At 73.2% G+C, this 23,530-nt stretch carries 20 protein-coding genes; 17 read left to right on the top strand and 3 right to left on the bottom strand.

Features of this window, described 5'->3' with window-relative positions; all coding sequences use genetic code 11:
* The first annotated feature begins 112 nt into the window (after positions 1-112).
* From ACGFX4_RS22875 to ACGFX4_RS22890, 4 genes are read left to right on the top strand one after another with little or no spacing between them, the layout of a single operon-like run.
* Positions 113-1,585, top strand: a complete 1,473-nt coding sequence (locus ACGFX4_RS22875) for a sodium:solute symporter (RefSeq protein WP_393077388.1) — start codon at positions 113-115, stop codon at positions 1,583-1,585.
* A gap of 3 nt (positions 1,586-1,588) precedes the next feature.
* The gene (locus tag ACGFX4_RS22880) at positions 1,589-2,380 is read left to right on the top strand and encodes a class II aldolase/adducin family protein (RefSeq protein ID WP_393077390.1); all 792 of its coding nucleotides are present in this window, start codon (positions 1,589-1,591) and stop codon (positions 2,378-2,380) included.
* Positions 2,381-2,400: 20 nt separating this feature from the next.
* The gene (gene speB / locus ACGFX4_RS22885; protein WP_393077393.1) at positions 2,401-3,363 is read left to right on the top strand and encodes an agmatinase; all 963 of its coding nucleotides are present in this window, start codon (positions 2,401-2,403) and stop codon (positions 3,361-3,363) included.
* Positions 3,360-4,985, top strand: a complete 1,626-nt coding sequence (locus ACGFX4_RS22890) for a thiamine pyrophosphate-binding protein (RefSeq protein WP_393077396.1) — start codon at positions 3,360-3,362, stop codon at positions 4,983-4,985. The genes speB and ACGFX4_RS22890 overlap by 4 nt, the downstream gene beginning before the upstream one ends.
* A gap of 263 nt (positions 4,986-5,248) precedes the next feature.
* Here ACGFX4_RS22890 and ACGFX4_RS22895 read toward each other — a convergent pair whose 3' ends face one another.
* Positions 5,249-5,680 (bottom strand): hypothetical protein, encoded by a 432-nt coding sequence (locus ACGFX4_RS22895; protein WP_393077399.1) that lies wholly within the window; start codon positions 5,678-5,680, stop codon positions 5,249-5,251.
* Positions 5,681-5,747: 67 nt separating this feature from the next.
* Between ACGFX4_RS22895 and ACGFX4_RS22900 the strand changes: the two genes are divergently transcribed.
* A complete protein-coding gene (locus tag ACGFX4_RS22900; RefSeq protein ID WP_393077450.1) occupies positions 5,748-6,308 on the top strand; it encodes a nitroreductase family protein in 561 nt (186 codons plus the stop codon).
* Positions 6,309-6,381: 73 nt separating this feature from the next.
* Here ACGFX4_RS22900 and ACGFX4_RS22905 read toward each other — a convergent pair whose 3' ends face one another.
* Both ACGFX4_RS22905 and ACGFX4_RS22910 read right to left on the bottom strand, forming a co-directional pair.
* Complete coding sequence (locus tag ACGFX4_RS22905; protein ID WP_393077402.1) at positions 6,382-7,323, bottom strand: DUF6801 domain-containing protein; 942 nt, start codon at positions 7,321-7,323, stop codon at positions 6,382-6,384.
* Positions 7,320-9,746: a helix-turn-helix domain-containing protein gene (locus tag ACGFX4_RS22910; RefSeq protein WP_393077405.1), complete on the bottom strand. Its 2,427-nt coding sequence runs from the start codon at positions 9,744-9,746 to the stop codon at positions 7,320-7,322. The genes ACGFX4_RS22905 and ACGFX4_RS22910 overlap by 4 nt, the downstream gene beginning before the upstream one ends.
* A 219-nt stretch (positions 9,747-9,965) precedes the next feature.
* On the opposite strand from ACGFX4_RS22910, the gene ACGFX4_RS22915 reads away from it, so the two are divergent.
* The 12 genes from ACGFX4_RS22915 to ACGFX4_RS22970 all read left to right on the top strand — a co-directional run bounded on the left by ACGFX4_RS22915 (position 9,966) and on the right by ACGFX4_RS22970 (position 23,396).
* On the top strand, positions 9,966-10,649 hold the full coding sequence (locus ACGFX4_RS22915) for a hypothetical protein (protein ID WP_393077408.1): 684 nt from the start codon (positions 9,966-9,968) through the stop codon (positions 10,647-10,649).
* Positions 10,650-10,756: 107 nt separating this feature from the next.
* Positions 10,757-11,653, top strand: a complete 897-nt coding sequence (locus tag ACGFX4_RS22920) for a protein phosphatase 2C domain-containing protein (RefSeq protein ID WP_393077411.1) — start codon at positions 10,757-10,759, stop codon at positions 11,651-11,653.
* Positions 11,650-13,623, top strand: coding sequence for a hypothetical protein (locus ACGFX4_RS22925; RefSeq protein WP_393077414.1), 1,974 nt, complete (start codon positions 11,650-11,652; stop codon positions 13,621-13,623). The genes ACGFX4_RS22920 and ACGFX4_RS22925 overlap by 4 nt, the downstream gene beginning before the upstream one ends.
* Before the next feature lie 56 nt (positions 13,624-13,679).
* Entirely contained in the window at positions 13,680-13,907 is a 228-nt protein-coding gene (locus ACGFX4_RS22930) for a hypothetical protein (RefSeq protein ID WP_393077417.1), read from the top strand.
* Between the two features lie 37 nt (positions 13,908-13,944).
* A complete protein-coding gene (locus ACGFX4_RS22935; protein WP_393077420.1) occupies positions 13,945-14,898 on the top strand; it encodes a sensor domain-containing protein in 954 nt (317 codons plus the stop codon).
* The gene (locus tag ACGFX4_RS22940) at positions 14,895-16,748 is read left to right on the top strand and encodes a hypothetical protein (protein WP_393077423.1); all 1,854 of its coding nucleotides are present in this window, start codon (positions 14,895-14,897) and stop codon (positions 16,746-16,748) included. The genes ACGFX4_RS22935 and ACGFX4_RS22940 overlap by 4 nt, the downstream gene beginning before the upstream one ends.
* A 35-nt stretch (positions 16,749-16,783) precedes the next feature.
* On the top strand, positions 16,784-17,398 hold the full coding sequence (locus tag ACGFX4_RS22945) for a hypothetical protein (protein ID WP_393077426.1): 615 nt from the start codon (positions 16,784-16,786) through the stop codon (positions 17,396-17,398).
* Between the two features lie 265 nt (positions 17,399-17,663).
* The gene (locus ACGFX4_RS22950) at positions 17,664-18,194 is read left to right on the top strand and encodes a hypothetical protein (RefSeq protein WP_393077429.1); all 531 of its coding nucleotides are present in this window, start codon (positions 17,664-17,666) and stop codon (positions 18,192-18,194) included.
* A gap of 909 nt (positions 18,195-19,103) precedes the next feature.
* Positions 19,104-21,104: an ATP-binding cassette domain-containing protein gene (locus tag ACGFX4_RS22955; protein WP_393077432.1), complete on the top strand. Its 2,001-nt coding sequence runs from the start codon at positions 19,104-19,106 to the stop codon at positions 21,102-21,104.
* A 160-nt stretch (positions 21,105-21,264) separates the two neighbouring features.
* On the top strand, positions 21,265-21,849 hold the full coding sequence (locus ACGFX4_RS22960) for a dihydrofolate reductase family protein (protein ID WP_393077435.1): 585 nt from the start codon (positions 21,265-21,267) through the stop codon (positions 21,847-21,849).
* A 6-nt stretch (positions 21,850-21,855) separates the two neighbouring features.
* Positions 21,856-22,197, top strand: coding sequence for a YciI family protein (locus ACGFX4_RS22965; protein ID WP_393077438.1), 342 nt, complete (start codon positions 21,856-21,858; stop codon positions 22,195-22,197).
* Complete coding sequence (locus ACGFX4_RS22970; RefSeq protein WP_393077440.1) at positions 22,194-23,396, top strand: RNA polymerase sigma factor; 1,203 nt, start codon at positions 22,194-22,196, stop codon at positions 23,394-23,396. The genes ACGFX4_RS22965 and ACGFX4_RS22970 overlap by 4 nt, the downstream gene beginning before the upstream one ends.
* Positions 23,397-23,530 lie beyond the last annotated feature (134 nt).

The following is a 23,530-nucleotide window of genomic DNA, read 5'->3' on the forward strand; positions in this document are numbered from 1 at the left end:
ACGCGCAGCCCGCGCGGCCGGCACCCCCCTTCCCGGCCCGCGGCCCGCCGTCCCCCACGAACACCCCGGCAGTCCCGCACCCGCAGCGCGGACCGGCCGGATCGGAGGACTCATGGCCATCGACTACGTCGTGATGATCGGCTACCTGTTGGGCATCGTCGGCGTCGGCTGGTGGGGCAAGAGACGCGCCCGGTCCAAGAGCGACTTCCTGGTCGCCGGCCGCCGCCTCGGCCCCCTGATGTACACCGGCACCATGGCGGCGGTCGTGCTCGGCGGCGCCTCCACGATCGGCGGCGTCCGCCTCGGATACACCTACGGCCTGTCCGGCGCCTGGATGGTCTTCGCGATCGGCCTCGGCCTGCTGGCGCTCAGCATCTTTTTCTCCGCCCGGATCGCCCGGCTGCGCGTCTACACGGTGGCCGAGATGCTGTCGCTGCGCTACGGCGACGCCGCCAGCGTCATCTCCGGCGTGGTGATGTGGGTCTACACCCTGATGCTCGCGGTGACCTCCACCATCGCCTACGCCACCGTCTTCGACGTGCTGTTCGACGTGCCGCGCTGGGCGGCCGTGGTGATCGGCGGCACCATCGTGGTCGGCTACTCCGCGCTCGGCGGCATGTGGTCGATCACCCTGACCGACATGGTCCAGTTCGTGGTGAAGTCGATCGGCGTCCTGCTGCTCCTGCTGCCGATCGCCGTGGTCAAGGCCGGCGGGTTCGGCGCGATGGCCGACAAGCTGCCCGACGGCTACTTCTCATTCGGGTCGATCGGCGGCGAGTCGATCCTCACCTTCGTGCTCATCTACACCTTCGGCATGCTGATCGGCCAGGACATCTGGCAGCGGGTGTTCACCGCCCGCACCGACAGGGTCGCCTCCTGGGGCGGCACCGTGGCCGGCGCCTACTGCCTGGTCTACGCCCTGGCCGGCGCCGTGATCGGCATGGCGACCAAGGCGCTCTACCCGCAGCTCCCCGGCGCCGACAGCGCCTTCGCCACCATCGTCAAGAGCGCCCTGCCCACCGGGGTGCGCGGCCTGGTGCTGGCTGCCGCGCTGTCCGCGATGATGTCGACCGCCAGCGGCGCGCTGATCGCCTCCGCGACCGTCGCCAACAACGACATCTGGGCCCGGCTGCGGGCCTTCGCGGGCCGGGGGCAGGACCGCCCGGAGGCCGCCGGGCACGACGAGGTCGCCTCCAACCGGCTGGCGATCATCCTGCTGGGCGCGGTCTCGATCGGCCTGGCCTGCCTGCTGGACGACGTGCTGTCCGCCCTCACCGTCGCCTACAACCTGCTGGTCGGCGGCCTGCTCGTACCGATCCTGGGCGGCCTGCTCTGGCGGCGCGGCAACGTCCAGGGCGCACTCGCCGCGATGACCACGGGCGGCGCCACGGTGGTCGCCCTGATGATCGCCAAGGGCACCCTGGCCAACGAGCCGATCTACTACGGCCTCGGCGTCAGCCTCTGCGCCTACCTGGTGGTCAGCCTGGTCACCCGGCCGACCGACGAGCGGATCCTCGAGAACTGGCGCGAGCGGCTGGCCGGCGGCACCCCGGCCGAGGCCGAGCCCGTCCCCGTGGGGGTCTGAGCCGTGGCGGACACCCTGACCACCCCCGTCGCCGGCACCCCGGCCCGCAGCGCCGAGGAGCTCCGGCTCCGCCGCGAGCTGGCCGCCGTCTACCGCCTGGTCGCGCACTTCCGGATGACCGACCTGATCTTCACCCACATCTCGGTCAGGGTGCCCGGCCCCGAGCAGCACTTCCTGATCAATCCCTACGGGCTGCTCTTCGAGGAGATCACCGCCTCGGACCTGGTCAAGATCGACCTGTCCGGGAACGCGGTCGAGGAGACGCCGCACCCGGTCAACCCGGCCGGGTTCGTCATCCACAGCGCGATCCACGCGGCCCGCTCCGACGCCCACTGCGTCCTGCACACCCACACCCGGGCGGGCTGCGCGGTCGCCGCACAGGCCGACGGGCTCCTGCCGATCAACCAGATCGCGATGGAGTTCCACGACCGGGTCGGCTACCACGACTACGAGGGCGTGGCGCTCAACCTCGACGAGCAGCAGCGGCTGGTCGCCGACCTCGGCGGGCACCCGGCACTGATCCTGCGCAACCACGGCCTGCTCACGGTGGGCCGCACCCCCGGCGAGGCCTTCCTGCGGATGTACTACCTCGACAAGGCCTGCGAGATCCAGACCACCGCACAGGCCGGCGGCGCCCGGCTCGTGCTCCCCTCCCCGGAGGTCCGCGAGCTCACCGCCCGCCAGCTGGCCGGCGAGGACACCGACTCCGACCTCCAGGACACGGCCGCGTACGACCTGGCCTGGGCCGCCCTGCTCCGGCTGGCCCACCGGATCGCCCCCGACCACACCGACTGAGAACCACACCGAGGACCCTCATGAGCAGCTTCGAACCGCGCGGACCGATCGACTCCTCCCGCGTCCCCCGCTACGCCGGCCCCGCCACCTTCGCCCGGCTGCCCCGCCTCGACGAGGTCGGCCGCGCCGACATCGCGGTGGTGGGCGTGCCGTTCGACACCGGCGTCTCCTACCGGCCGGGCGCCCGGTTCGGCGGCAACGCCATCCGCGAGGCCAGCCGGCTGCTGCGGCCGTACAACCCGGCGCAGGACGCCTCGCCGTTTGCGCTCGCCCAGGTCGCCGACGCGGGCGACATCGCCGCCAACCCGTTCAACATCAACGAGGCCGTGGAGAGCGTCGAGGCGGCCGCCCGCGACCTGCTCTCCACCGGCGCCCGGCTGATGACCCTCGGCGGCGACCACACCATCGCGCTGCCGCTGCTGCGCGCGGTCGCCGCCCAGCACGGCCCGGTCGCCCTGCTCCACTTCGACGCCCACCTCGACACCTGGGACACCTACTTCGGCGCCGAGTACACCCACGGCACGCCGTTCCGCCGAGCCGTCGAGGAGGGCATCCTCGACACCTCCGCGCTCTCCCACGTCGGCACCCGCGGCCCGCTCTACGGCAAGCAGGACCTCACCGACGACGAGAAGCTCGGCTTCGGCATCGTCACCTCCGCCGACGTCATGCGCCGCGGCGTGGACGAGGTGGTGCAGCAGCTGCGCGAGCGGATCGGCAGCCGGCCGCTGTACGTCTCCATCGACATCGACGTGCTCGACCCGGCGCATGCCCCCGGCACCGGCACCCCCGAGGCCGGCGGCCTCACCTCCCGCGAGCTGCTGGAGATCCTCCGCGGCCTGGCCGGCTGCCACCTGGTCTCCGCCGACCTGGTGGAGGTCGCGCCCGCCTACGACCACGCCGAGATCACCTCGGTGGCGGCCTCGCACACCGCCTACGAGCTCACCACCCTGATGGCCCGCCAGATCGCGGAGGAGCGCCGATGACCGCGCAGCGCAACGGCGGCGACCTGGTCGTCGAGTCCCTCGCCAACCTGGGTGCGGACACCGTCTTCGGCATCCCCGGCCAGCACGCCCTCGGCCTGTTCGACGCGCTGAGCCGCTCCCGGATGCGGTACGTCGGCCTGCGGGTGGAGAACAACGCCGGCTTCGCCGCCGACGGCTACGCCCGCACCGCCGGCACCGTCGCCCCGCTCTTCCTCTCCACCGGGCCGGGCGCGCTGACCTCGCTCGCCGCCCTGCAGGAGGCCGCGGCCGCCTCCGTCCCGGTGCTCGCGGTCTCCTCGCAGATCCCTTCCGCCGGGCTCGGCGGGCGCCGCCGCGGCTACCTGCACGAGCTCGTCGACCAGCAGGCCAGCTTCCGCGACGTGGTGAAGTCCGTGCACACCGCGCGCACCGCCTCGCAGATCCCGTCCGCGCTCGCCGCCGCCTGGGAGTCCGCGCTCACCGCCCCGTACGGGCCGGTCTGGGTGGAGATCCCGCAGGACGTGCTGCTCGCCCCGACCACCGTGCCGCGGGTCACCGGGCTGCGCCCCGCGCCCCGCCCGCTCGCGCCGCGCGCCGAACTCGTCGCCGAGGCGGCCGTGCTGCTCGCCGAGGCCGAGCGGCCGGTCATCCTGGCCGGCGGCGGGGTCGTCCGGGCCGGCGCGGACGGCGAACTGCTGCGCCTGGCCGAGCTGCTGGGCGCCCCGGTGGCGTGCACCTTCGGCGCCAAGGGCGCCTTCCCGTGGGAGCACCCGCTGTCGCTGCAGTCCTGGCTGGAGGACCGGCACACCACCGACCTGCTGGAGGAGGCCGACGTCCTGCTCGTGGTCGGCTCCGGGCTCGGCGAACTCTCCAGCAACTACCACACCTTCCGCCCGCGCGGGCAGGTGGTGCAGATCGAGGCGGACCTCGGCAAGCTGGAGTCCAACCACCCGGCGTTCGGCATCCACGCGGACGCCCGGCTCGCCCTCGCCGCACTCGCCGACTCCGTCCCCGCCCGGCCGCGGGACCGCGGCGGCGAGGCGGTCGCCGCCGGCCTGCTCAAGCAGGTCCGCGAGCGGATCGACGGCCAGGGCCTGGAGCTGGAGCAGCAGGTGCTGGCCGCGGTGCGGGCCGCGCTGCCGGACGACTCGCCAGCCTTCTTCGACATGACCATCCTCGGCTACTGGGCGTGGTCCGCCTGGGACGCCCGCCGCCCCGGCGCCATGCACTCCGCCCAGGGCGCCGGCGGCCTCGGCTACGGCTACCCGGCCGCCCTCGGCGCGGCCGCCGCCCTGCCCGGCCGCCCCGTCCTCGCGGTCTCCGGCGACGGCGGCGCGATGTACTCGATCGCCGAACTCGCCACCGCCCGTCAGCACGGCCTGGACGTCACCTGGCTGATCGTCGACGACGGCGGATACGGCATCCTGCGCGAGTACATGACCGACACGTTCGGCGAGGCCACCGGTACCGAGCTCGCCCGGCCGGACTTCGTCCGCCTCGCCGAGTCGTTCGGCGTCCCGGCCACCGCCACCACCCCGGAGGCGCTGCGCGACGACCTGGCGGCCGCGCTGGCCGCGCCAGGCCCGAGCGTCGTCGTGCTGCCCGCCCTGCTGCGGATGTTCGCCCCGACGCACCTCGGGTAGCAGCCGCCCGCCCGCCGCAGCCCTTCGGCGGGCGGGTGTCGTCCGCCCCGGGTCACCCGTCGGGGAGCGTCACCACGGATCTCGCACCGCCGGGCGAAGGCGCGAGGTCGATGTCGCCCCCGGCGGCACGTGCGAGGCGACGGGCCGGCGGCGCTCCAGTCCCTTGCCACTGACCTGCTTCTGCCGACCCGCCTCGACGCCACGGGCCACGACGGCGTCTTGTCCCGCCGAGGGCGCTGCACCCGCCGCGGATCGACGGCGGGTCAGAGGGAGCGTCGGACCAGGGCGAAGCACAGGAGAACGAGTGCGGCTGCCATGACGGCGTAGAGCCCGGACTCGATGAACTGGATGGGCCAGTAGCGGCTGCTGGGCTGGTAGCGCGCGGCCACGTGGAGGTCCTGCTCGGCCAGGCATTCCAGGGTCCGGGCGTGTTGGCCCGGGGCCAGACAGGCCGCGAGTGCGTCACCGTCGGGGTCGCGCCCTGCGGGACCCACTGCGGGACCGGCCGATACCACCCAGGCGTTGGGCAGGGCGATCCCGCCGATGGTGAGCGAGGAGCCGTTCAGGACAATGCCGTCGGCACGGCCCAATATCTCCATGTCGAGGCGGATGTCCGCCGTACGGGGGGCGAGGTAGTGCGGGCGCAGCGCGGCGGGCACGGCGAACTGGCAGGCTGCGAACACTGCCAGGGTCACGCCGAGGGCGCCCCCTGTGCTCGTACTGGCTGGAATACGGGCTCGTGGTTGCTGGTTGCAGCCGGACATGCACGGTCCTCAGGAGCCGCCCGGCGGCATACACCCTCTGCTTGCCGGACGCTTCAGCCCCTACCGGTTCGATCCGTCGGCGGTCGTCGACGACCGTGCTCTTGGACTGCTGCTGGAAGCGGCGCGGTGGGCGCCGTCGGCGGGGAACTCCCAGCCGTGGGGCTTCTTCCTCGGTAGGCCCGGTGAGCCGGAGCACGACCGGCTGCTTCCTCACCTTGCACCGAGCTCGGCCCGCTGGGCGACGGATGCGGGCCTGCTCGTCGTCACGCTGACGCGGCGGCACGTCGATGACACGAACCTGCTCTACTCCGAGTTCGCGGACTACGACCTCGGCCAGGCCGTCGCCCACCTGACTGTTCAGGCCGAGGCCATGGGACTGGCCACTCACCAGTTCCGGGCCTTCGACCTGGAAGGGCTCACCAAGGAGTTGGACCCGGGCCCGGGCTGGGTGATCGTCTCCATGGTCGCGGTGGGCAAGGCGGTCGGCGGGCCTCCGGATGGCCGTGAGCGGCGCAGCGTCGCGCACTTGCGCTCCGCTCCCTGGCTGCTGGCGGAGTAGCAGCCGACAGCCCGGGGTGTTACGGCCGTCCGAGGGCCGGGGATGCGTTCGCCGGGCAAGACATGACGGACAGTCAGGATACGCTGCGGCGCTTGGACCGCCGACGGAGGACGACAGCTGCGGCGACGGCGGCTGCCAGGGCTGCGGCGATTGCGGCGGTGATCAGGCCGGCGCCCGCGGGGTGGGTGGTCTGCGTCGGCGGGGCGGCGGGCGCCGACGGTGGAGGGGCCGGGGCCGGCGGGGTGGCGGCGGAGGCGGTGGCCGCGACGGCGGAGGTGGTGGTTGCGGCGGCGGAGGTGTCCGTTCCCGGCGGGGTGGTGGCGGGGCTTGCGGAGGGTGGGGCCGAGGCGGTGGGGGACGGGGTGGGGGAGGTTGTGGGGGAGGTTTTCGCGGGGGTGACCTCGAAGGGGGCGACGGTGTTGTCCTGGCCGGCGTTGAGGGTGCAGGGGACGTCGACCCGGCCGATGCCGGCCAGGTTGCCGTCGGCGTCCTTGGGGACGAGGTGGAGGGTGAAGCTGCCGGCGGTCACGCGTCCGGTGCCGGGGCGGGTGAAGGTGAGTCGGGGCGCGTTGCCGGTGGCGGGGATCTCGAAGGCGCCGGAGGCTGGGACGGCGGTGCGGGTGATGGTGAGGTGGACGGGGACGGCGGTCTCGCCCTGGGGGGCGAGGACGCGGGTCTCGGCGTCGACCGAGCCTTCGATGCTGCGTACTCCGAGGACGTAGCGCAGGCCGAGGGTGAAGGTGGCCTCGACGGTGGCGGCCGCCTGGATGGCGAAGGCCGGGCTGGACTCGCCGGCCGGCAGGATGGCCGGGATGTCCGCGGAGATCCTGGCGGTGATGGCCTGTCCGCCGATGGTCGGGAAGACGCAGGTGTAGTGCAGGGTGGGGGCGGCGGGCCGGGCGGCTGCGGGGGCGGTGGCGAGGGCGCCGACGAGTGCGGTGGCGGTCGCGGCGACGGCGGCGCGCCGGGCGTGCCCGCTCGGGCGGTGCATACGGGAACGGGATTCGGTGCTCATCGTGCCCCTTCCGTCGAGTGGTCGCGTCGGTGCGGTCCGCGGCTGTGGCGCTGTCCGCGGCCGTGGCGCTGTTGGTGGCTGCGGCTCAGGTGGCTCTGGATCCAGGCGTGGCGGAACTGGTAGACCGCGCCGACCTGGCGGAGCACGCCGCGCTGGTGGGCGTCGTCCAGGAAGGCGATCAGTGCCCAGGGCAGTTGGCCGGTGAGCGGCAGCCAGATGCGGGCCAGTGCCACCCACTGGCCCCACGCGGTCATGCTCAGTCCGTAGGCGAGACCGGCGCCGAACGCGCCTTCCAGTCCGAACACCAGGCCGACCTCGAAGCCGCGCAGCGGCCCGTACACGATGCCGTTGAGCAGGCCGACGACGATGCCGAGGACGAGTGCCCAGGTGAGCAGGTGGTAGGCGACATTGCGGCGGTCGATGTGCAGCAGGTCGGCGGGGCTGACGACGGATTCGGTGCGGACCGGGGCTTCGAACAGGGCGATCAGACCGAAGACCAGCCCGGTCGCGAGGGCGATCGGCGGGATGAACAGCAGCCCGGCGGTGCCGGCGCCCTGTCCGTCGGCCAGTCCGATCGGGGCGACCAGGCCTTCGTCGACCAGGATGAGCAGGGCCATGCCGGCGGCTCCTCCGCACAGGCCGATCAGGAACCGGGTGCGGGCGTTGCGGCGGGTGGTCGGGGTGCCGGTGCCGAGCCGCATGCGGACCGGTGAGGGTCTGAGGGCGGCGCGGGCGGAGGCGTGCCAGTAGACGAGCCCGAAGAGCGTACCGGCGGCGAGGCCGTGCAGGACGCCGACCAGCAGGCCGCGGACGACGGCGAATCGGAGGCTGTGCGCGGTGGCGACGAGGTCGACGGGGAGGTTGCCGATCGCGGTGGTGACGCCGAAGGCGATGCCGGCCAGGACGGCGATGATCAGGGTGCGCGCGAGGCGGCTCATGCCGGTGCCGACCTCCCACCAGGTGAGGTCCTGCCGTTCGCGGCCGAGCCGGGTCAGGTGGTCGGCGAGGTGGCCGAGCCAGCGTTCGGCGTGTTCCGCGTCCCACGATCCGGGCCGGCGGTGGGCGGTGTCGAGGCGTTCGGTGGGACGGGGGCGGTAGACGGCGGGGACGAACCCGGCCAGCAGGTGCTTCTCGATCGCCTCGGGGGTGGGGAAGCGGGCGGTGTCCAGGAGTTCGCCCGGTCGCCGTTCGGGGTGGTCGCTGTACATGGTGCGGGCGAGGGCGATCATCAGCGGGGTGCGCAGTGCGGCGGTGAGGTTGGCGCGGCCGGCGCTCTCCGCCGTCCGGGCGGGGTCGAGGACGGTCTCCCAGGTCGCGCCCTGCCCGTCGGTGTCGGCGGGTTCGTCGGTGTCGGCGGGCCCGGGGAAGGCGGGCGCGAGGAAGGCGGGGTCGGTCCGGGGCAGGTAGCCGCGCAGGTCGTCGAGGTCGAGGTCGCGCAGTTCCAGGACGACGGCGGCGGCCAGTGGGGCGTGGGCGGTCCGGACGGCCGCGGTGAACTCCGTGTGCCGGCTGGTCAGGACGAGCGGCAGCGGGGAGAGGTTGAGTGCTTCGAGGGCCGGGGCGCGCAGGTCTTCGGCGAGTTCGTCGAATCCGTCGAGGACGGGGAGGACGAGGTCGTCGTCGAGCAGGTCCGCGGCGAGTGTCTTGCCGCTGGCGATCCGGCGGGCCAGGTGCGGGTAGTCGCGCAGCAGTCGGCCGATCAGCCAGTCGCGCAGGGCCACGGTGGTCGGATCCCAGGCGCCGAGGCTGAAGATCACCGGCACCCGTTCGTTGCGGGTGCGGGCGTCCAGCAGGTCGAGGGCGAAGCGGACCGCCAGGATCGACTTGCCCGATCCGGCCCGGCCGAGGACCACCAGTCGGCCGGACGGCACGCGCCGGTAGATCTCGGCAACCTGCCGCAGGTCGCCGCTGAGGTCCGGTTCGGTGCGGGCCTCGCCGGGGGCCAGCAGGTGGGCGTTGGCCGACTGGTCGGCGACCCCCGCCGACACCTGCTGCCAGCGGACCGGCAGGGCGAACGGGTGGTGGACCCGGTGCTGGGCCTCCTCGCGGCGCCAGCGCTGCCGGCTCTCGCGGGCGAGCTCCTCGGCGGCGTCGGCGAGCGGGCCGTGGTCCCTGGGCGGCGGCGGTGGTTCCGGTGCGGGCGCCGGGGCTTCCGGTGGGGGCACCGGAGTCTCCGATGGGGGCGCCGGGGCTTCCGGGGCGGTGCCGCCACTGAGAGCGCTGAGCCGGTGGCGGTCCTCGGGACCGGTGTCGAGCGCGTCCGCGATGCGGTTGATGGTGCCGAGCCGGTGGTCGAAGGTCCGGTCGGTCTCGATCCGGCGGACGGTGCTCTCGCCGACCCCGGCCCGCTCGGCGAGCTGGAACTGCGTCAGCCCGGCCTGCTTCCGTAACTGCCGTACCAGTGCTCCGAGCGTCTGCGCCACGACCCGCCCTTCCCCCGAAGATCCGAAAACCAGAGCGAGCCTACCCCTGACGACCGGTCACATATGACCGGCCCTTTGACCTGGGCGTTTTCCTGACGCAACGTCAGCATCGGTGCTGCGGACAGCGGTTCCGCGGCCCCCGGCGCACCTCGTTGCGCGGCCCGGGCCGCCCCGGTCCGCGAGACCAGGTGCGTGAACGTGAGGGAGGCGGTGTTTGCGATGGCGGAGGCGAAGGGCGTCCTGCTGCCGGCCTATGTGGTGGCCGACGAGTCGGGCTCGATGGCCCCGTACCAGCGGGAGCTGGGGGAGGGGGTGGCGTCGTTGTGCGAGGGGCTGCGGGCGGAGCCGATGGTCGCGGCCAAGCTCCGGCTGGCCGTGCTGGGCTTCTCCGACGACGTCCAGGTCCGGCTGGCGGTGGCCGACATGCGTACCGAGACCACGGTGCCCCGGCTGGTGATCCGCGGGGTGACGAACTACCGGGCCGTCTTCGAGGACCTGCTGCAGCGGATCCCCGGCGACGTGAAGTGGCTGCGCGGCGAGGGCTACCGGGTGCACCGCCCGGTGGTCTTCCTGCTCAGCGACGGGCAGCCCACCGACGGCTCGTCCTGGCACGCTCCGCACGCGGAGCTGACCGACCGGGACCGCACGCCGACCGCGCCGAACATCATCGCCTGCGGTCTCGGCGACGCCCGGGCGCAGACCATGGTCGACGTCGCGACCCGTCCCGAGTTCGCCTTCCTCGCCAAGTCCGGTGCCGACGTCGGCCGGGCGATCTCGGAGTTCTTCCACTCGCTCACCATGAGCATGGTGGCTTCCGGGCAAGCCCTGAACTCGGCCAACCCGCAGCTGGTGGTGAACCGGCCCGACCAGTTCACCATGGCCATCGACGAGGTCGGCCGGTGACGCCCGCGCGCCGGGGCGACCCGGACCCCGTGCCGCCGGCGGCGCCCCCGAGGCCCGCCGGGCCGCCCCCGGCGAGCGGGTCGGACCCGGCGTCCGGGCCGGATCCGGTGACCGGGTCGGGCCCGGTGCCGTGGCAGCGGATCGCCGTGGACGTGCCGGGCCTGGAGTTCGAGGCCCGGCCGCCCAGTCAGTACGCCTTCGACTTCCCCGACAGCGAGTGCGAGGGCTGGTCCACCGACCGGCTCACCCTGCGGTTCGCCTCCGTCCGCGGCGCCAAGCACCGCTACTACCGGCAGCCGCGCCAGGACGCGGTGCGCGCCGCCGTGCACGAGGCCACCGGCGGCATCGTGTTCGCGGTCGCCGACGGCGTGTCCAGCGCCGCCGAGTCCCACCAGGGGGCCGTCGAGGCGTGCCGGGCCGCCGTCGAACGCATCCTGCACCTGCTCGACCGGGGCGCGGAGCGGCTGGACGGCGCCGACGTCGCGGCCCACGCCGCGGAACGGCTGCGCGAACTGGCGCGGTGGCGGCTCGGCGTCGCCGCGCCGCAGGCGGCCGAGGTGGCCCGGCTGTACGCGACCACCCTGGTGGCGGGGGTGGTCCGTGCCGCGGGCGACGCCCTGGAGGCCGAACTGTTCCGGATCGGCGACTCCGGGGCATGGCTCCTCGACCGGGCCGGCGGCGGCTATCACCCGCTGTTCGGCGGCAAGGCCGTACCGGGCACGCCGCTGGTCAGCAACGAGGTCTCCCCGCTTCCCCTGGTCCCCGACCGGCCGGAGACCGCCGTCGGACGGCTGGCCGAGCCGTGGACGCTGCTGGTCGGCACCGACGGGTTCGGCGACCCGCTCGGCGAGGGCGACGGCCGGGTCGGCGAGCTCTTCGCCCGCCAACTCGCCTCGCCGCCGTCACCGTTGTGGCTTGGCCACGTGCTGGACTTCACCCGGGAGACCTTCGACGACGACCGCACCCTGCTGGTGATCTGGCCCCGGGCCGAGGGAGCGAGGTGAGCGAGCGGCCGGCCGACCCGGTCGAGTTCGCCACGCTGGCCCTGGACGGGGAACTCGGCCGAGGAGGCCAGGGATCGGTCCACCGGGTGCGCAACAAGCGCATCAACGAGTCCGCGGACGACGGCGGTTGGGAGGTCGTCTACAAGGAGTACGCCCCCGCGGTGCTGCCGCAGGTGGACGCCGCCGCGCTGGCCGCCGCGGTCGCACTGCCCGGGCGGTTGACCGGCGAACAGGGGCGCTGGCTGTGCGAGAAGACCGCCTGGCCGGCCGCCGTGGTCCGGCGCGGCGGACAGACGTGCGGGTTCCTGATGCGGGCCGTTCCCGACCGTTTCCGCTTCACGCTCCGGACCCTGGCGGCCGGCAACCAGGGCGCGCCCCGGCTCGCCACCCTGGAGTACCTCCTCAACGACGACACCTACATCGACGGAATCGGACTGACCGTCACCGACCGGGACCGGCTGCTGCTGCTCGCCGACCTCGCGACCACTCTCGACCGGCTGCACCGCTTCGGCGTCGCCGTCGGCGACCTCTCGCCGAAGAACCTGCTCTTCGCCCTCGCGCCGCACCCCGAGTGCTTCCTCATCGACTGCGACGCGGCCCGCACCGACCTTGCGACGGTGCTGCCGCAGGCCGAGACCCCGGACTGGCACGTCCCCGCCGGCGAGGAACGGGCGACCCGGCACAGCGACACCTACAAGCTCGCCCTGCTCGCCGTCCGCCTCTTCGCCCGCGACCAGAGCACGACCGACCCGGCCGCGCTGGCGGCGATCGACCCGGCCCTCGGCGCCCTGGCCCGCGCCTCGCTCGGGACGGACCCGGCCGCCCGGCCGACACCCGCCGCCTGGGCCGAGCAACTGGCCTCGGCGTCCGGCAAGGTGAAGCCGGCCCGCAGGCCGAAAGCCGCCGGGGGAGCGAAGCCGAAGCCGAAGCCGCCGACCGGGTCGGCTGCGCCGCGACCGCGCGTCAACAGCGGTGCAGGTGCGGCTGGTTCAGCGGGTCCGGCGGGTCCGGCGGGCGGCACGGGAGCGGGCGGCACGGCGGCCGGGGTCGGCAAGGTGCTCGTCGCCGTGGCCGCCGTCGTGGCAGTGCTGCTGTTCGCGGCACACCGTGACGACTCCCGCCCGGCCGACGCCCGCTCGGCCGCCGGCAGCCACCCACTGACGGCCAGTCATCCGCCGCGCCCCGTCGGCAGTCCGTACCGGACCCCGCAGCCCGATCCGACCCCCAGCAGCACCCGCCCGACAACCCCGACCCCAACCCCGACACCCACGCCCACGCCCACCCCGAGCCCGAGTCCGACCGATCCGGTCGCCACCGCAGGCGTCGGCGACTGCTTCTTCGACACCGGGACCAGCGGCCACGCCGATCTCACCCCGACCACCTGCACCATCGGGGCGTTCAAGGTCGTCCGGATCAACGAGGGCAGCACCGACCTGGACGGCTGCGCCAACGTGCCCGGCAACGACGAGAGCGTCAGCTCCAAGCGCTACTCGCGGGTCCTGTGCCTCAGTTACCAGAGTTCCGGCGGGGACTCCTACCACGCCCGGCAGGGCGACTGCGTCTTCGGGCCGAACGGCACGGGCCCGTGGTCGCTGCTGTCCTGTCGGACCGGCGCCTTCAAGGTCCTCGCCGTCTACCGCGGCACCAGCGACCACTCCAAGTGCGACAGCTGGCCCCACTACAACCAGTGGCGGACCGTCTCCGGCCCCAAGGGCGCCGACCAGGACGTCCTGCAGTGCCTGTCCATGGTGTTCCCCGACGACGCGGGCTACGCCACCGTCCGCGAATGCCTGTCCAAGTCGGGCTCCATCTTCACCAACGTCGGCAGCTGCGAGCGCTCCAACGTCTACGTCACCGGACGCACCAGCACGCCGAACTACCCCGCGTTCTGCGGACAGGACGCCTCCACCTACTGGCGCTCCAACGAGTTCCCCGCCCTCGGCTACACCGTCTGCTGGCGCTGGCGCTGACTCCCGCCGCGCGGCGACCGATCAACCATCCCACCGACACCATCCAAGGATCCGACATGGCATACCGCTACCGGTGCGGCGAGTGCGGCTTCAAGACCTCCTGGGGCACCGAGTCCCAGGGCGAGCAGGCACAGATCGCGCACTACACCCACCACCACCCCGGCCTGCGCCCCGGCGGAACGGTCGAGGCCAACACCAAGAACCCGGAGGGCGGCATCGGCTGCCTCGGCGCCCTCGCCGTGCTGTTCCTGCTGTTCGTCCTCGCCGTCTCGTGCGGCCGATGAACGGCGCCGACCCGAACACCGCGACCAGGAAGGCGCCATGACGAATCATCACCGCAACCAGGACCCGGCCGCACCGCCGCCGCCCACCTGGCAGCAGACGCCACGTGCGGTACCGCCCCGGCTCGGCCGCGGCGGCGGCGCGGCGCCGTCCGTGCCCGTGCAGCCGGCGGCGGGGGCGGGCGTGCAACCGGCTGCCGGGCCGGGTGTGCAGCCGGCTGCCGGACCGGGCGTGCAGCCGCAGGCCGCGACGGTGGCGCCGCCAGGGGTGCCGGCCGCGCCGGTGACGCCTCCCGCGGCGAGGGCAGCGCGCCGGGGAGTCGGGGTGCTGCGCCACTGGCGGCTGCTGGTGGCCGCAGTGGTGCCCTGTCTCCTGCTGGCCGGCATCGGGTGGTGGTTCTGGCCGCACCAGCCGACGGGCCTCCCTCCGCACATCGCCGAGGGGACCGTCCAGGCTGACCTGCTCAGCGCCGACGGCGTCAGCAGACTGGCCGGAACGACCGTGGTGGCCGGGCCCCAGTCGAACCGGCCGCACGCCCCGCTCGCCGCGGCCCCGTCGGAATGCGCCGTCGCCGCCGGACCGACCACGCAGTCGGTCTACGGGCAGGCGTGGAAGGCGTTCCTGTCGGCGACCTACCAGGACGTCGCAGGCTCGGGCAGCTACACCGTCAACCAGGTGATCGGCGTGTTCCCGGACCGCGAGAAGGCGGCCGCGGCCTTCCGCGCGCTCACCGACGGCCTCTCCAAGTGCCCTTCCTCGACCCTCACCGACCAGGCCGGACGCACGTCGAAGTGGACCTACGCGGCGCACCCCGCCACCGAGGTCGCGACGGCGTGGACCGCGACGCAGGGCGACACCGCGAACTGGGCCTGCTACCACCAGGCCCGGGTGAAGGGCGCCAGCCTGATACAGGCCGCCGTCTGCCAGGCCGGTGACGGCGAGCGCACCGTCTCCGTGATCGCCGACGAGCTCACCGGCAAGGTGACCGGATGACCGCGCCCTCACGCACGGCTGCCGCACGCACCGCGCCCTCGCGCACGGCGGCCGCGCGCCGCCGGCGGACACTGCGCCGGATCCTGCACCTCCTGCTGATGGCGCTCCTGGCGCCGATCGTTGCCGCGGGAGTACAGACGATCGCGGCGACCGATGCCGTGGCGGTGCCGGCGCAGGCGCAGGCGGGCACGCTCGCCCCCGTACCGCTGGTGGCGCCCCGGGGTTTTGAGGCAGCCCTGGCGACCCTGCTGGTGGAGATCGAGGACGCGAACCGGCAGGCGGCGGAGCTGGCACAGCAGGAGAAGGCCGTGGTCGCCGAGGCGGAGCGGATCACGAAGGAGTCCGCCGCCATTCGCGACAGCAAGGCGGCGCTCAACGCCAGGGTCGCCACGCTGAACCAGGAGATCAGCGCCCACAACGAGCGTGCGAAGGCCGTGGACGGCGAGATCGCCGCCCACAATGCCAAGCCGAACACGTTCCAGCTGCCCGCGCAGGCGGCCGCGGCCGCCGCCTTCGACGCCGAGGCGCGCCAACTGGAGGCCAAGAGGAACCAGGAAAACGCCGTGGAGGACAGGATCCAGGGCGAGGAGAGCCAGATCCGGCAGGAGGCCTCCCAGGTCGACGCCAGGTCCTCCCAGCTCGACGCCGCCTCCAAGGCCAACGACTCGAAGTCCTCCGACCTCAAGACGAAGGAACAGCAGCTCCAGTCCCGGGGCCGGCAGCTGCTCGGGCAGATGGCGCAGGCGATCCAGAGCTTCTCCTCCGCTCCGCCGAACCCCGCGGCCGCCATGGACCAGGGTGGTGACGCGACTGCCCCCGCTCCGCAAGCCGGCACCCGGTCGGCCGGCCAGGACGAGGACACCGGCGACAGTCCCTACCGGCAGCCCCGGGCCGCTGCGCTGACGCAGTACGCGAAGCAGCACGGCACCACCGTCGACACGCGCCCGGGCACGGCGTACCTGACGCCCGACGCCGTCCGGCGGCTCACCCCCGCGCAGGCAGCCACCCTCGGCAGCCCGGCCGTCAGCTACGACGGGCTGGTCCGCAAGCCCAACGGCCACTACACGGCGGTACGGGTGCGGGCCCCGGCCGCCACCACCGCCCCGGCCGCCACCCCTGCCCCGGCCCCGGCGGACTTCGGACCAGGTGGGCTGGTCGTGCACCGCAACGGCGAACAACTCCCCGTCGACGAGGTCACGACGGTCGACGAAGCCCCCGTCTCCCCGGCGCCCGCCGCGGGACACAGCAGCCCGGCCCCCGGGGAGAACGGCAACCGGCCTGTCCCCACCTGCAAGGACCGGAAGCCTTCTGGGGCCACGGACCTGAACGGCGGAGGATGGGTCGCCTACCTGCCGTCGGACGCTCAGGGCCGCAACCGGGGAGTCATGGCCTGTCTCGAAGGGAAGCCCAGCTCCAGCCGGGGTCAGGCCGCGAGCGGCACCATTCGGGGTTGGAACGACGCCCAGGCGCGGGCCGCCGCCCTCGGGTTCACCCCGAGCAAAGCCCTCGCCCGCTGCCACTCCGTGCCGCGCATGGCCGGCGGAACGGCGGACGAGCGGAACCTGACGCCGTGTTTCCAGCAGGGAGCCAACACCAACCAGGCAACCGGCGGCACCATCACCAACAGCATGCGCACCTTCGAGACCAGAGCCGAGGGCGGCATGAACCGGGGCTACGTGCTGTACGACGTGCGTCCGCAGTACAACAGCGCCGGCAGCACCATTCCGAGCGCATGGGATATGTCGCTCTACGCGTGGGACGCCACCACCGGGGCGAGCACGGACGCCGCATGGACGGTCGTGGACAACGCGAGCTACGGCCCGACCGGACTTGCGTACCTGGGAAATTAGCCTCCGGCGAGAACCGGAGGCCGACGGGAGTGGACATGCACATCGAGGAGATGCTGGACCGGCTGGGCGCGGTGATCGGGCCGCCGCCCGCGGGCGGAGTGGTGCCGGTTCCGTGGGAACTCGGGCGCGAGACGCTCGGCTTCCAGCTACCCGCGGACTACCGGGCATTCGTCGACCGGTACGGGATGATCAGCATCAGCGACGAGCTGCACATCTACGCGCCATCCGCAGCGCCCAGCCCCCAGATCGGGGAGCCGCTGGGCTTCGAGGGATTTCTGTACGCCACGACGGACCCCTACGGATACTGCGCCACCCTGGCCGAGGCCTACCGGGGCGGGAACCACGACGAGTGCCCGTACCCGATGTTCCCGGCCGAGGGCGGGCTCCTGAAGTGGGGCAACAACTGGAACGCCGACCAGTTCTTCTGGCTGATGCGGGACCAGGACCCGGACCGGTGGCCGGTCGCCGCCAAGTTCGACTCGCTGCGGCAGTGGGACCTCTTCGAGGGCGGCTTCCTGGAGTTCCTGCTGGCGGCGGTGACGGAGCAGTACCCGTACCACGGGGACGTTGTTCCCGGTGGGATGCATCAGGTCGGTGACGGCCGTGCCTATCGCCCCCGGGGTGACTGGTCGAAGCAGCTCTGGCAATGACCCCGCGAACACGGTCAACGTCGTCCGCAAGTCCCCGACCAGCACGATCGCCGACGGGCATGCCGGGCCGTCCGGACCGGCTGCTGTAATCTCCTGAGCGCGTCCCGTTCTCGGGGCGCACCACGGGGGAGGAACGCGCATGCGGCACGGACTTCGTACTGCCTTCGGAACGGCCGTCCTCCTGCTCACGGCCCTGACGGGTTGTTCGGACGGAGACAGGGGCCCCACAGCGCCGGCCCCCCCACCCGCCTCCGCCTCGACGGCGGTGCCGTCTCCCACGCCGGTGGACCTGACGGCGGTGATCGACCGGACCCGTTCCCTCCTGATGCCGACGGTGGTGGCGGGCGCCGATGCCCCCGGCCCGCAGGGGGTGATGCTGGTTCAGGCCTGGCCGAACGGCGGCGCCTACGTCTGGGAGACGAGCGACCAGCGGCAGTGCAGCGCCACGGTCTCCCTGACCCAGGTCCAGACCCGGGGCTGCGCCGTCCACCCGCTGGATCCGCCCGTCGCGCCGGACGCAGGGCTTCAATCCGTCGACACCTTCTTCACCGACGGCTGGGTACGCCTCTTCGGCGCCGACCACCAGACGGTGAGCTCGGCGACGTGCGGAGGCGCGCCCCTGGAAGTCCGCCGGGTCGGCACGGTCGCGGGTGGGGCCCGGACGCTGTACGCCGTCTGGTTCCCCGACTACACGAAGGGCAGCATCGTGCTGGAGCTGAACCACGACGGCACGACGTCCGAAGCCACTCTCGACCTCGGTGAACTTGGAGACCGCACCTGTGCCCCGACTCCCTGAGCTCGATCAGGCGATGGTGCGCCGCCGGGACTGTGCGGCCCCGCTCGTCCCACCGGCCTGTCCACCGGTAACGTAGCGATCTTCGCCAGGCTGGGCCGGCGGAGTACAACTGCCCGTGCCACTGGGGCAGTGCCGAAGAGCTCGCACTCCTCAAGGTGCCGGGTGTCGAACTCGATCCTGATCTCCTCCGGCGGTCCTGGCAGGCCCCGACTGGAGCGACCACGGCGCGGTGCTCCGCCGTGTCCTGCCTCAGCTCGCGGCCGCCGTCGTCGACTGCCGGTCGGAGTCGTTCGGTGGTACCGGGACGAGATCGGCATGTCGTTGGCCCGCGGTCGCTGGCAGGAATGGCCCCGGGAGCAGGCCTCGGCCGTCCGGGAGTTCCTGCACGCGCTCTGGGCCTACAGCCTGGTCAGCCCCGAACCCGTCGCGGGCGCGCAACCGAGGCCGTCGACACGTGGGACTACGACCTGCTCCAACGCCTGAGGCTGATCGGCCTTGCCGAGCACGACCGTTGGAACGATCCACATCGGCCGCGCCACTACTACACGTACTGACCGTGCCGCAGAGAGACCGGGTCGACGCGGTGGGCAGGTGGAGCCATCACAAGATCAGGGTGCGCTGGAAGCCGTTCCGCAGCTCGGCCGCAACCGTTGACCACGTCCGGGAGTGGACCGAAAGCTGCTGCCAGAGTGTGGCAACTCGCCTACGTCAGAACGGATTTGGCCACATCGAGTGAGAGTGCGGAGGACACGCCGGAAGGTGTCGGTGAGGGCTGCCAGGATTCAACCCCCGCCTCTTCGCCGGCCGCCGAAGCCGGAGCGGGGCAAGCCCTCCGACGGCAGACCGACCTGCCAACTCCGAGGGCCTTCCGGGCTGCCCCAGCCCGTTCCTGACCACCAGGAGACGCCCGTGGCCCAGCCCGCCACCCCGGCCCAGCCCGTCGCCCCGGCCCAGCCCGTCGCCCCGGCCCACCTCGGCCGACCCGGCTCCGACCAGCAGCATGAGCACAACGAGAACCTGCGCTTCGACCTGCCCGGCGACAACCGAGCGGTAGCCGCGACCTCGCTCTCCACCGGCTCGATGGTGCGCCGCCTCCCGCACCTGGTGCGCCGCGCGCTCGGACTGGCCTGGAAGGCGGACCGCCGCTCCACCGCCGCCGTACTGGTCTGCCAGGCGATCTCCGGCATCCTGGGTGCGGTGGTGCTCGCCGCCACCGCGGCCTCACTGGCCGGGGTGATGCGCGAGGGGCCCGTCACCGAGCACCTCCGGCAGACCGCCCCGGCTCTGACGGTCCTGACCCTCTCGGCGGGCGCCCGGGCCCTGCTCGGCGTCGTCGTCGCCGCGCTCTCCGGTCGGATCGCCCCCAGGATCGCCCGCGGCGCCGAGCTCGCCCTGGTCGAGGCCGGCACCCAGGCCGAGCTCGCCGCCTACAACACCCCCGACTTCAACGACGCCTGGGAGGCGGCCGACCGCGGCGCCCAGACCGCCCCGGACCTGCTCGCCGACGCCCTGGACGTCATCGCCGCCGCGGTCTCCTTCCTCGCCGCCGCCGGCATCGTCGCCACCCTCGACCCGCTGCTCTTCCCCGCCCTGCTGCTCGGCTCCGCCCCGGCGGGCATCGCTGCCGTGCGTACCGCCCGGATCCACTACCTCGCCGCCCTGGCCACCACCGACGAACGCCGCGCGCTGCGGATCTACCGCTGGTGGGCCGTCGACAAACTGCACGCCGACCAGGTCCGTGCCAGCACCGTCGCCCCGCTGCTGCTCAGCAAGTACCGTGCCGCCGACCAGAAGATCGCCGACGCCACCGACACGGCCACCCGCACCGCCGCCCGCGTCTCCGCCCTGGCCGCCCTCGCCACCGGAGCAGGCACCGCCCTCGTGTGGGGCACCCTGCTCACCATCGTCGCCACCGGCCGGATCACCGTCGCAGCCGGCCTCGCCGCCACCTTCGCGCTGCGTACCGCCGCGAGCGGCCTGCAGGGCGTCGTCGGCACCGGCGCCCGCCTCTACCGCGTCGGCCTCTACCTCGACGACTGGGCCAACTTCCTCGACCAGGCCGGCGGCGCACGCATCCGTCGCGGCACCCGCACCCCCGCCGCTCCCACCACGATCGAGGTCCGCGACCTCACCTACACCTACCCCGGCACCGAGGCCAAGACCGCCCTGCACGGCGTCGACCTGACGCTCCGCCAGGGCGAGGTCATCGCGATCGTCGGCCACAACGGCTCCGGCAAGTCCACCCTCACCCGACTGCTCACCGGACTGCTGCTCCCCGAGCCGGGGCACGGTGAGGTGCGGTGGGACGGGGTGCCGATCGAGGACCTGGACGCCGACGCGTTGTGGCGCCGGGTCGCCTACACCCCGCAGGAGTTCGCCCGCTGGCCGCTCCCGGCTGCCGAGAACATTCACCTCGCCGCACCCGGGACGGAACCCGCCGGCCTCCAGGCCCGGGTGGAGGAAGCGGCCGGGGCCGCCGCCTTCGACCAGGTCGTGGCCGGTCTGCGTTCGGGCTGGCGGACGCTGCTCGCCCAGGAGTGGCTGGGCGGCCACCAGCTCTCCGGCGGGGAATGGCAGCGCGCCGCAGTGGCCCGCTCCGTCTACCGCAGCACCCAGGCACCGGGACTGCTGGTGCTGGACGAGCCGACCAGCGACCTCGACCCGGCCGCCGAGCACCGGATCCTGCACGCAGTCCGCGCCATGGCCAAGGGGCGGATCACCGTCCTGGTGACCCACAACCTCGCCAACACCCGGCTGGCCGACCGCATCCTGGTCATGAGTTCCGGACGCGTCGTCCAGGAGGGCAGTTACGACGCCCTGGCGGCCGACGACGACGGGTTGTTCCGCGAGCTGCTCGACTTCCAGCTCGACCGCTCCGTGCCGACCCAACGAGCGGCCGAAGATCACTAGGGCCGACGCCGGGCAGGCCGGTCCGCCCCCAGATGTCACCTGGTCCTGCACGTTCGTGGGGGAAGAAATTTCGGGCCGGGTGTCGATTTCGCGGGTGGCTCTTCGTGTAGGGGGTGAAACGGGCCGCGGAGGAGCGGTTCGCAGGAGCGAGGAGCACGTCATGCGTCAGGTCAGCGCCACGCTGTCCGTCACTCTCGACGGAGTTGTCCAGGGCCTCGGCCGTCCGGACGAGGACACCCGCGGTGGCTTCACTCATGGGGGCTGGGGCGGCCGGTACAACGACCAGGTCCTGGGTAGGGAGATGGGCAGGAGCATGTCCAGGCCCGGGGACATGCTGTTCGGACACCGGACCTGGACGGACTTCATCACGGCGTGGGGCAACCGCGAGGACGGCAACCCGTTCACCGCGCACATGAACGCGGCGACGAAGTACGTCTGCTCGCGGACGTTGGAGAATGCGGACGCCTGGCAGAACTCGGTCCTGCTCAAGGGCGACGCCGCCGAGACGGTCGCCGAGCTCAAGGCGGAGGACGGCAAGGACCTGATGATCGTCGGCAGCGCCACGCTGGTCCGCGAGCTGCATGCCGCGGGCCTGGTGGACAACTACCAGCTGCTGATCCACCCGCTCACCCTGGGCACCGGCATGCGACTGTTCGAGGGCCCCGCGCCGCTGACCGAGTTCGAGCTCACCGACAGCGTCACCACCACCAAGGGCGTGATCATCGCCCGCTACTCCCGCAGGTAGGCAGCCATGGGGAAGTACCTGCTCTCGATCTACCAGCCCGAAGGCCGGGCGGAACCCGCGGCCATGGAGAAGATCAAGGCCGATCTGCACCAGCTGAACGAGGAGCTCCGCGAGAGCGGCTCGTGGGTGTTCACCGGCGGCCTGCACGCGCCCGGCACGGCCACGGTCGTGCGCGCCGACGGCCTGCTCACCGACGGTCCCTACGTCGAGGGCAAGGAGTTCGTCGGCGGGATCTGGGTGATCACCGCACCCGACCTGGACGTCGCACTGGAGTGGGGCCGCAGGGCGGCCGCCGCGACCACGCTCCCGGTCGAGGTCCGCCCGTTCCAGGACGTCGAACCGTATTGAGTCCCACACCGCAGCAGATCGCAGCCGTGTTCCGCGCCGAGTACGGCAGAGCCGTCGCCGTACTCGTGCGCCGGCTCGGCGACATCAGTGCGGCCGAGGACGCCGTCGCCGAGGCGTTCACCATCGCAGTGCGGCGCTGGCCGGTCGACGGCATGCCGCCCAGCCCGGCCGGCTGGATCATCACCACCGCCCGCAACCGCGCCGTCGACGAGCTGCGCCGCGAAGCGGTACGGGCCCACAAGCATGCCGAGGCCCAGCTCCTCCACGGTTCGGACGAGCAGGTCGAGGAGGGCCCCGTGCGCGACGACCGTCTCCGGCTGGTGTTCACCTGCTGCCACCCGGCCCTGGCCGTCCCCGCGCAGGTGGCGCTCACGTTGCGACTTCTCGGCGGGCTCACCACGCCCGAGATCGCCCGCGCCTTCCTCGTGCCCGAGCCGACCATGGCGCAGCGGATCGTCCGGGCGAAGGCGAAGATCCGTGACGCCGGGATCCCGTACCGGGTGCCGAGGGACGCCGATCTGCCGGACCGCCTCGGCGCGGTGCTCGCGGTGCTCTACCTGATCTTCAACGAGGGGTACGTCGCCACCTCCGGCACCGAACTCGGCCGCGCCGACCTGTGCGCGGAGGCGATCCGGCTGGCCCGGCTGCTGGTCGAGCTGATGCCCGACGAGCCGGAGGCGGCCGGGCTGCTCGCGCTGATGCTGCTGATCGAGGCCCGCCGCGACGCCCGCACCGACCAGGACGGCAGCCTGGTCCGCCTGGCCGACCAGGACCGCTCCCGCTGGAACGCCGACCTGGTCACCGAGGGCCGCGCGATCGTCCGCTCCTGCCTGCGCCGCAACCGGCCCGGCCGCTACCAGATCCTCGCCGCGATCAACGCCGTGCACACCGATCCCGTCACCGACTGGACGCAGATCCTCGTGCTGTACGACCGGCTCGGGCACTTCGACGCAGGCCCGGTGGTCGCGCTGCACCGCGCGGTCGCACTCGCCGAGGTCCGGGGCCCGGCAGCGGCCCTTCGGGTGGTCGACGACCTGGACCTCGGGAACTACTACCTTTTCCACGCGATCCGCGGGGACCTCCTCGCCCGCCTCGGCCGAACACGGGAAGCAGCCCAGGCCCTCGACACCGCGGCCCGGCTCACCGGGAACGAGTCGGAGCGCGCCTTCCTGATCGCCCGGCGCGACCACATCGGCTAGGGGAGCGGCTCCGGTGGCGCGGGGGGGGGGGGGGGGGGGGGGGGGGGCGGGCGGCGGCCCCCCCCCCCCCCCCCCCCCCCCGAGAGGCTGTCACGCGGGGCGGACCTCACGGCCCGCCCACGGGGACAGGATCA

It is taken from the genome of Kitasatospora sp. NPDC048365 (genome assembly GCF_043200835.1).
GTDB classification, from domain to species: domain Bacteria; phylum Actinomycetota; class Actinomycetes; order Streptomycetales; family Streptomycetaceae; genus Kitasatospora; species Kitasatospora terrestris.

Coding starts and splice junctions, on each gene's coding strand:
- ACGFX4_RS22875 (WP_393077388.1), top strand. CDS start 113: ATGGCCATCGACTACGTCGTGATGATCGGCTACCTGTTGGGCATCGTC.
- speB (WP_393077393.1), top strand. CDS start 2,401: ATGAGCAGCTTCGAACCGCGCGGACCGATCGACTCCTCCCGCGTCCCC.
- ACGFX4_RS22890 (WP_393077396.1), top strand. CDS start 3,360: ATGACCGCGCAGCGCAACGGCGGCGACCTGGTCGTCGAGTCCCTCGCC.
- ACGFX4_RS22900 (WP_393077450.1), top strand. CDS start 5,748: ATGCACGGTCCTCAGGAGCCGCCCGGCGGCATACACCCTCTGCTTGCC.
- ACGFX4_RS22905 (WP_393077402.1), bottom strand. CDS start 7,323: ATGAGCACCGAATCCCGTTCCCGTATGCACCGCCCGAGCGGGCACGCC.
- ACGFX4_RS22915 (WP_393077408.1), top strand. CDS start 9,966: ATGGCGGAGGCGAAGGGCGTCCTGCTGCCGGCCTATGTGGTGGCCGAC.
- ACGFX4_RS22930 (WP_393077417.1), top strand. CDS start 13,680: ATGGCATACCGCTACCGGTGCGGCGAGTGCGGCTTCAAGACCTCCTGG.
- ACGFX4_RS22935 (WP_393077420.1), top strand. CDS start 13,945: ATGACGAATCATCACCGCAACCAGGACCCGGCCGCACCGCCGCCGCCC.
- ACGFX4_RS22940 (WP_393077423.1), top strand. CDS start 14,895: ATGACCGCGCCCTCACGCACGGCTGCCGCACGCACCGCGCCCTCGCGC.
- ACGFX4_RS22945 (WP_393077426.1), top strand. CDS start 16,784: ATGCACATCGAGGAGATGCTGGACCGGCTGGGCGCGGTGATCGGGCCG.
- ACGFX4_RS22960 (WP_393077435.1), top strand. CDS start 21,265: ATGCGTCAGGTCAGCGCCACGCTGTCCGTCACTCTCGACGGAGTTGTC.
- ACGFX4_RS22965 (WP_393077438.1), top strand. CDS start 21,856: ATGGGGAAGTACCTGCTCTCGATCTACCAGCCCGAAGGCCGGGCGGAA.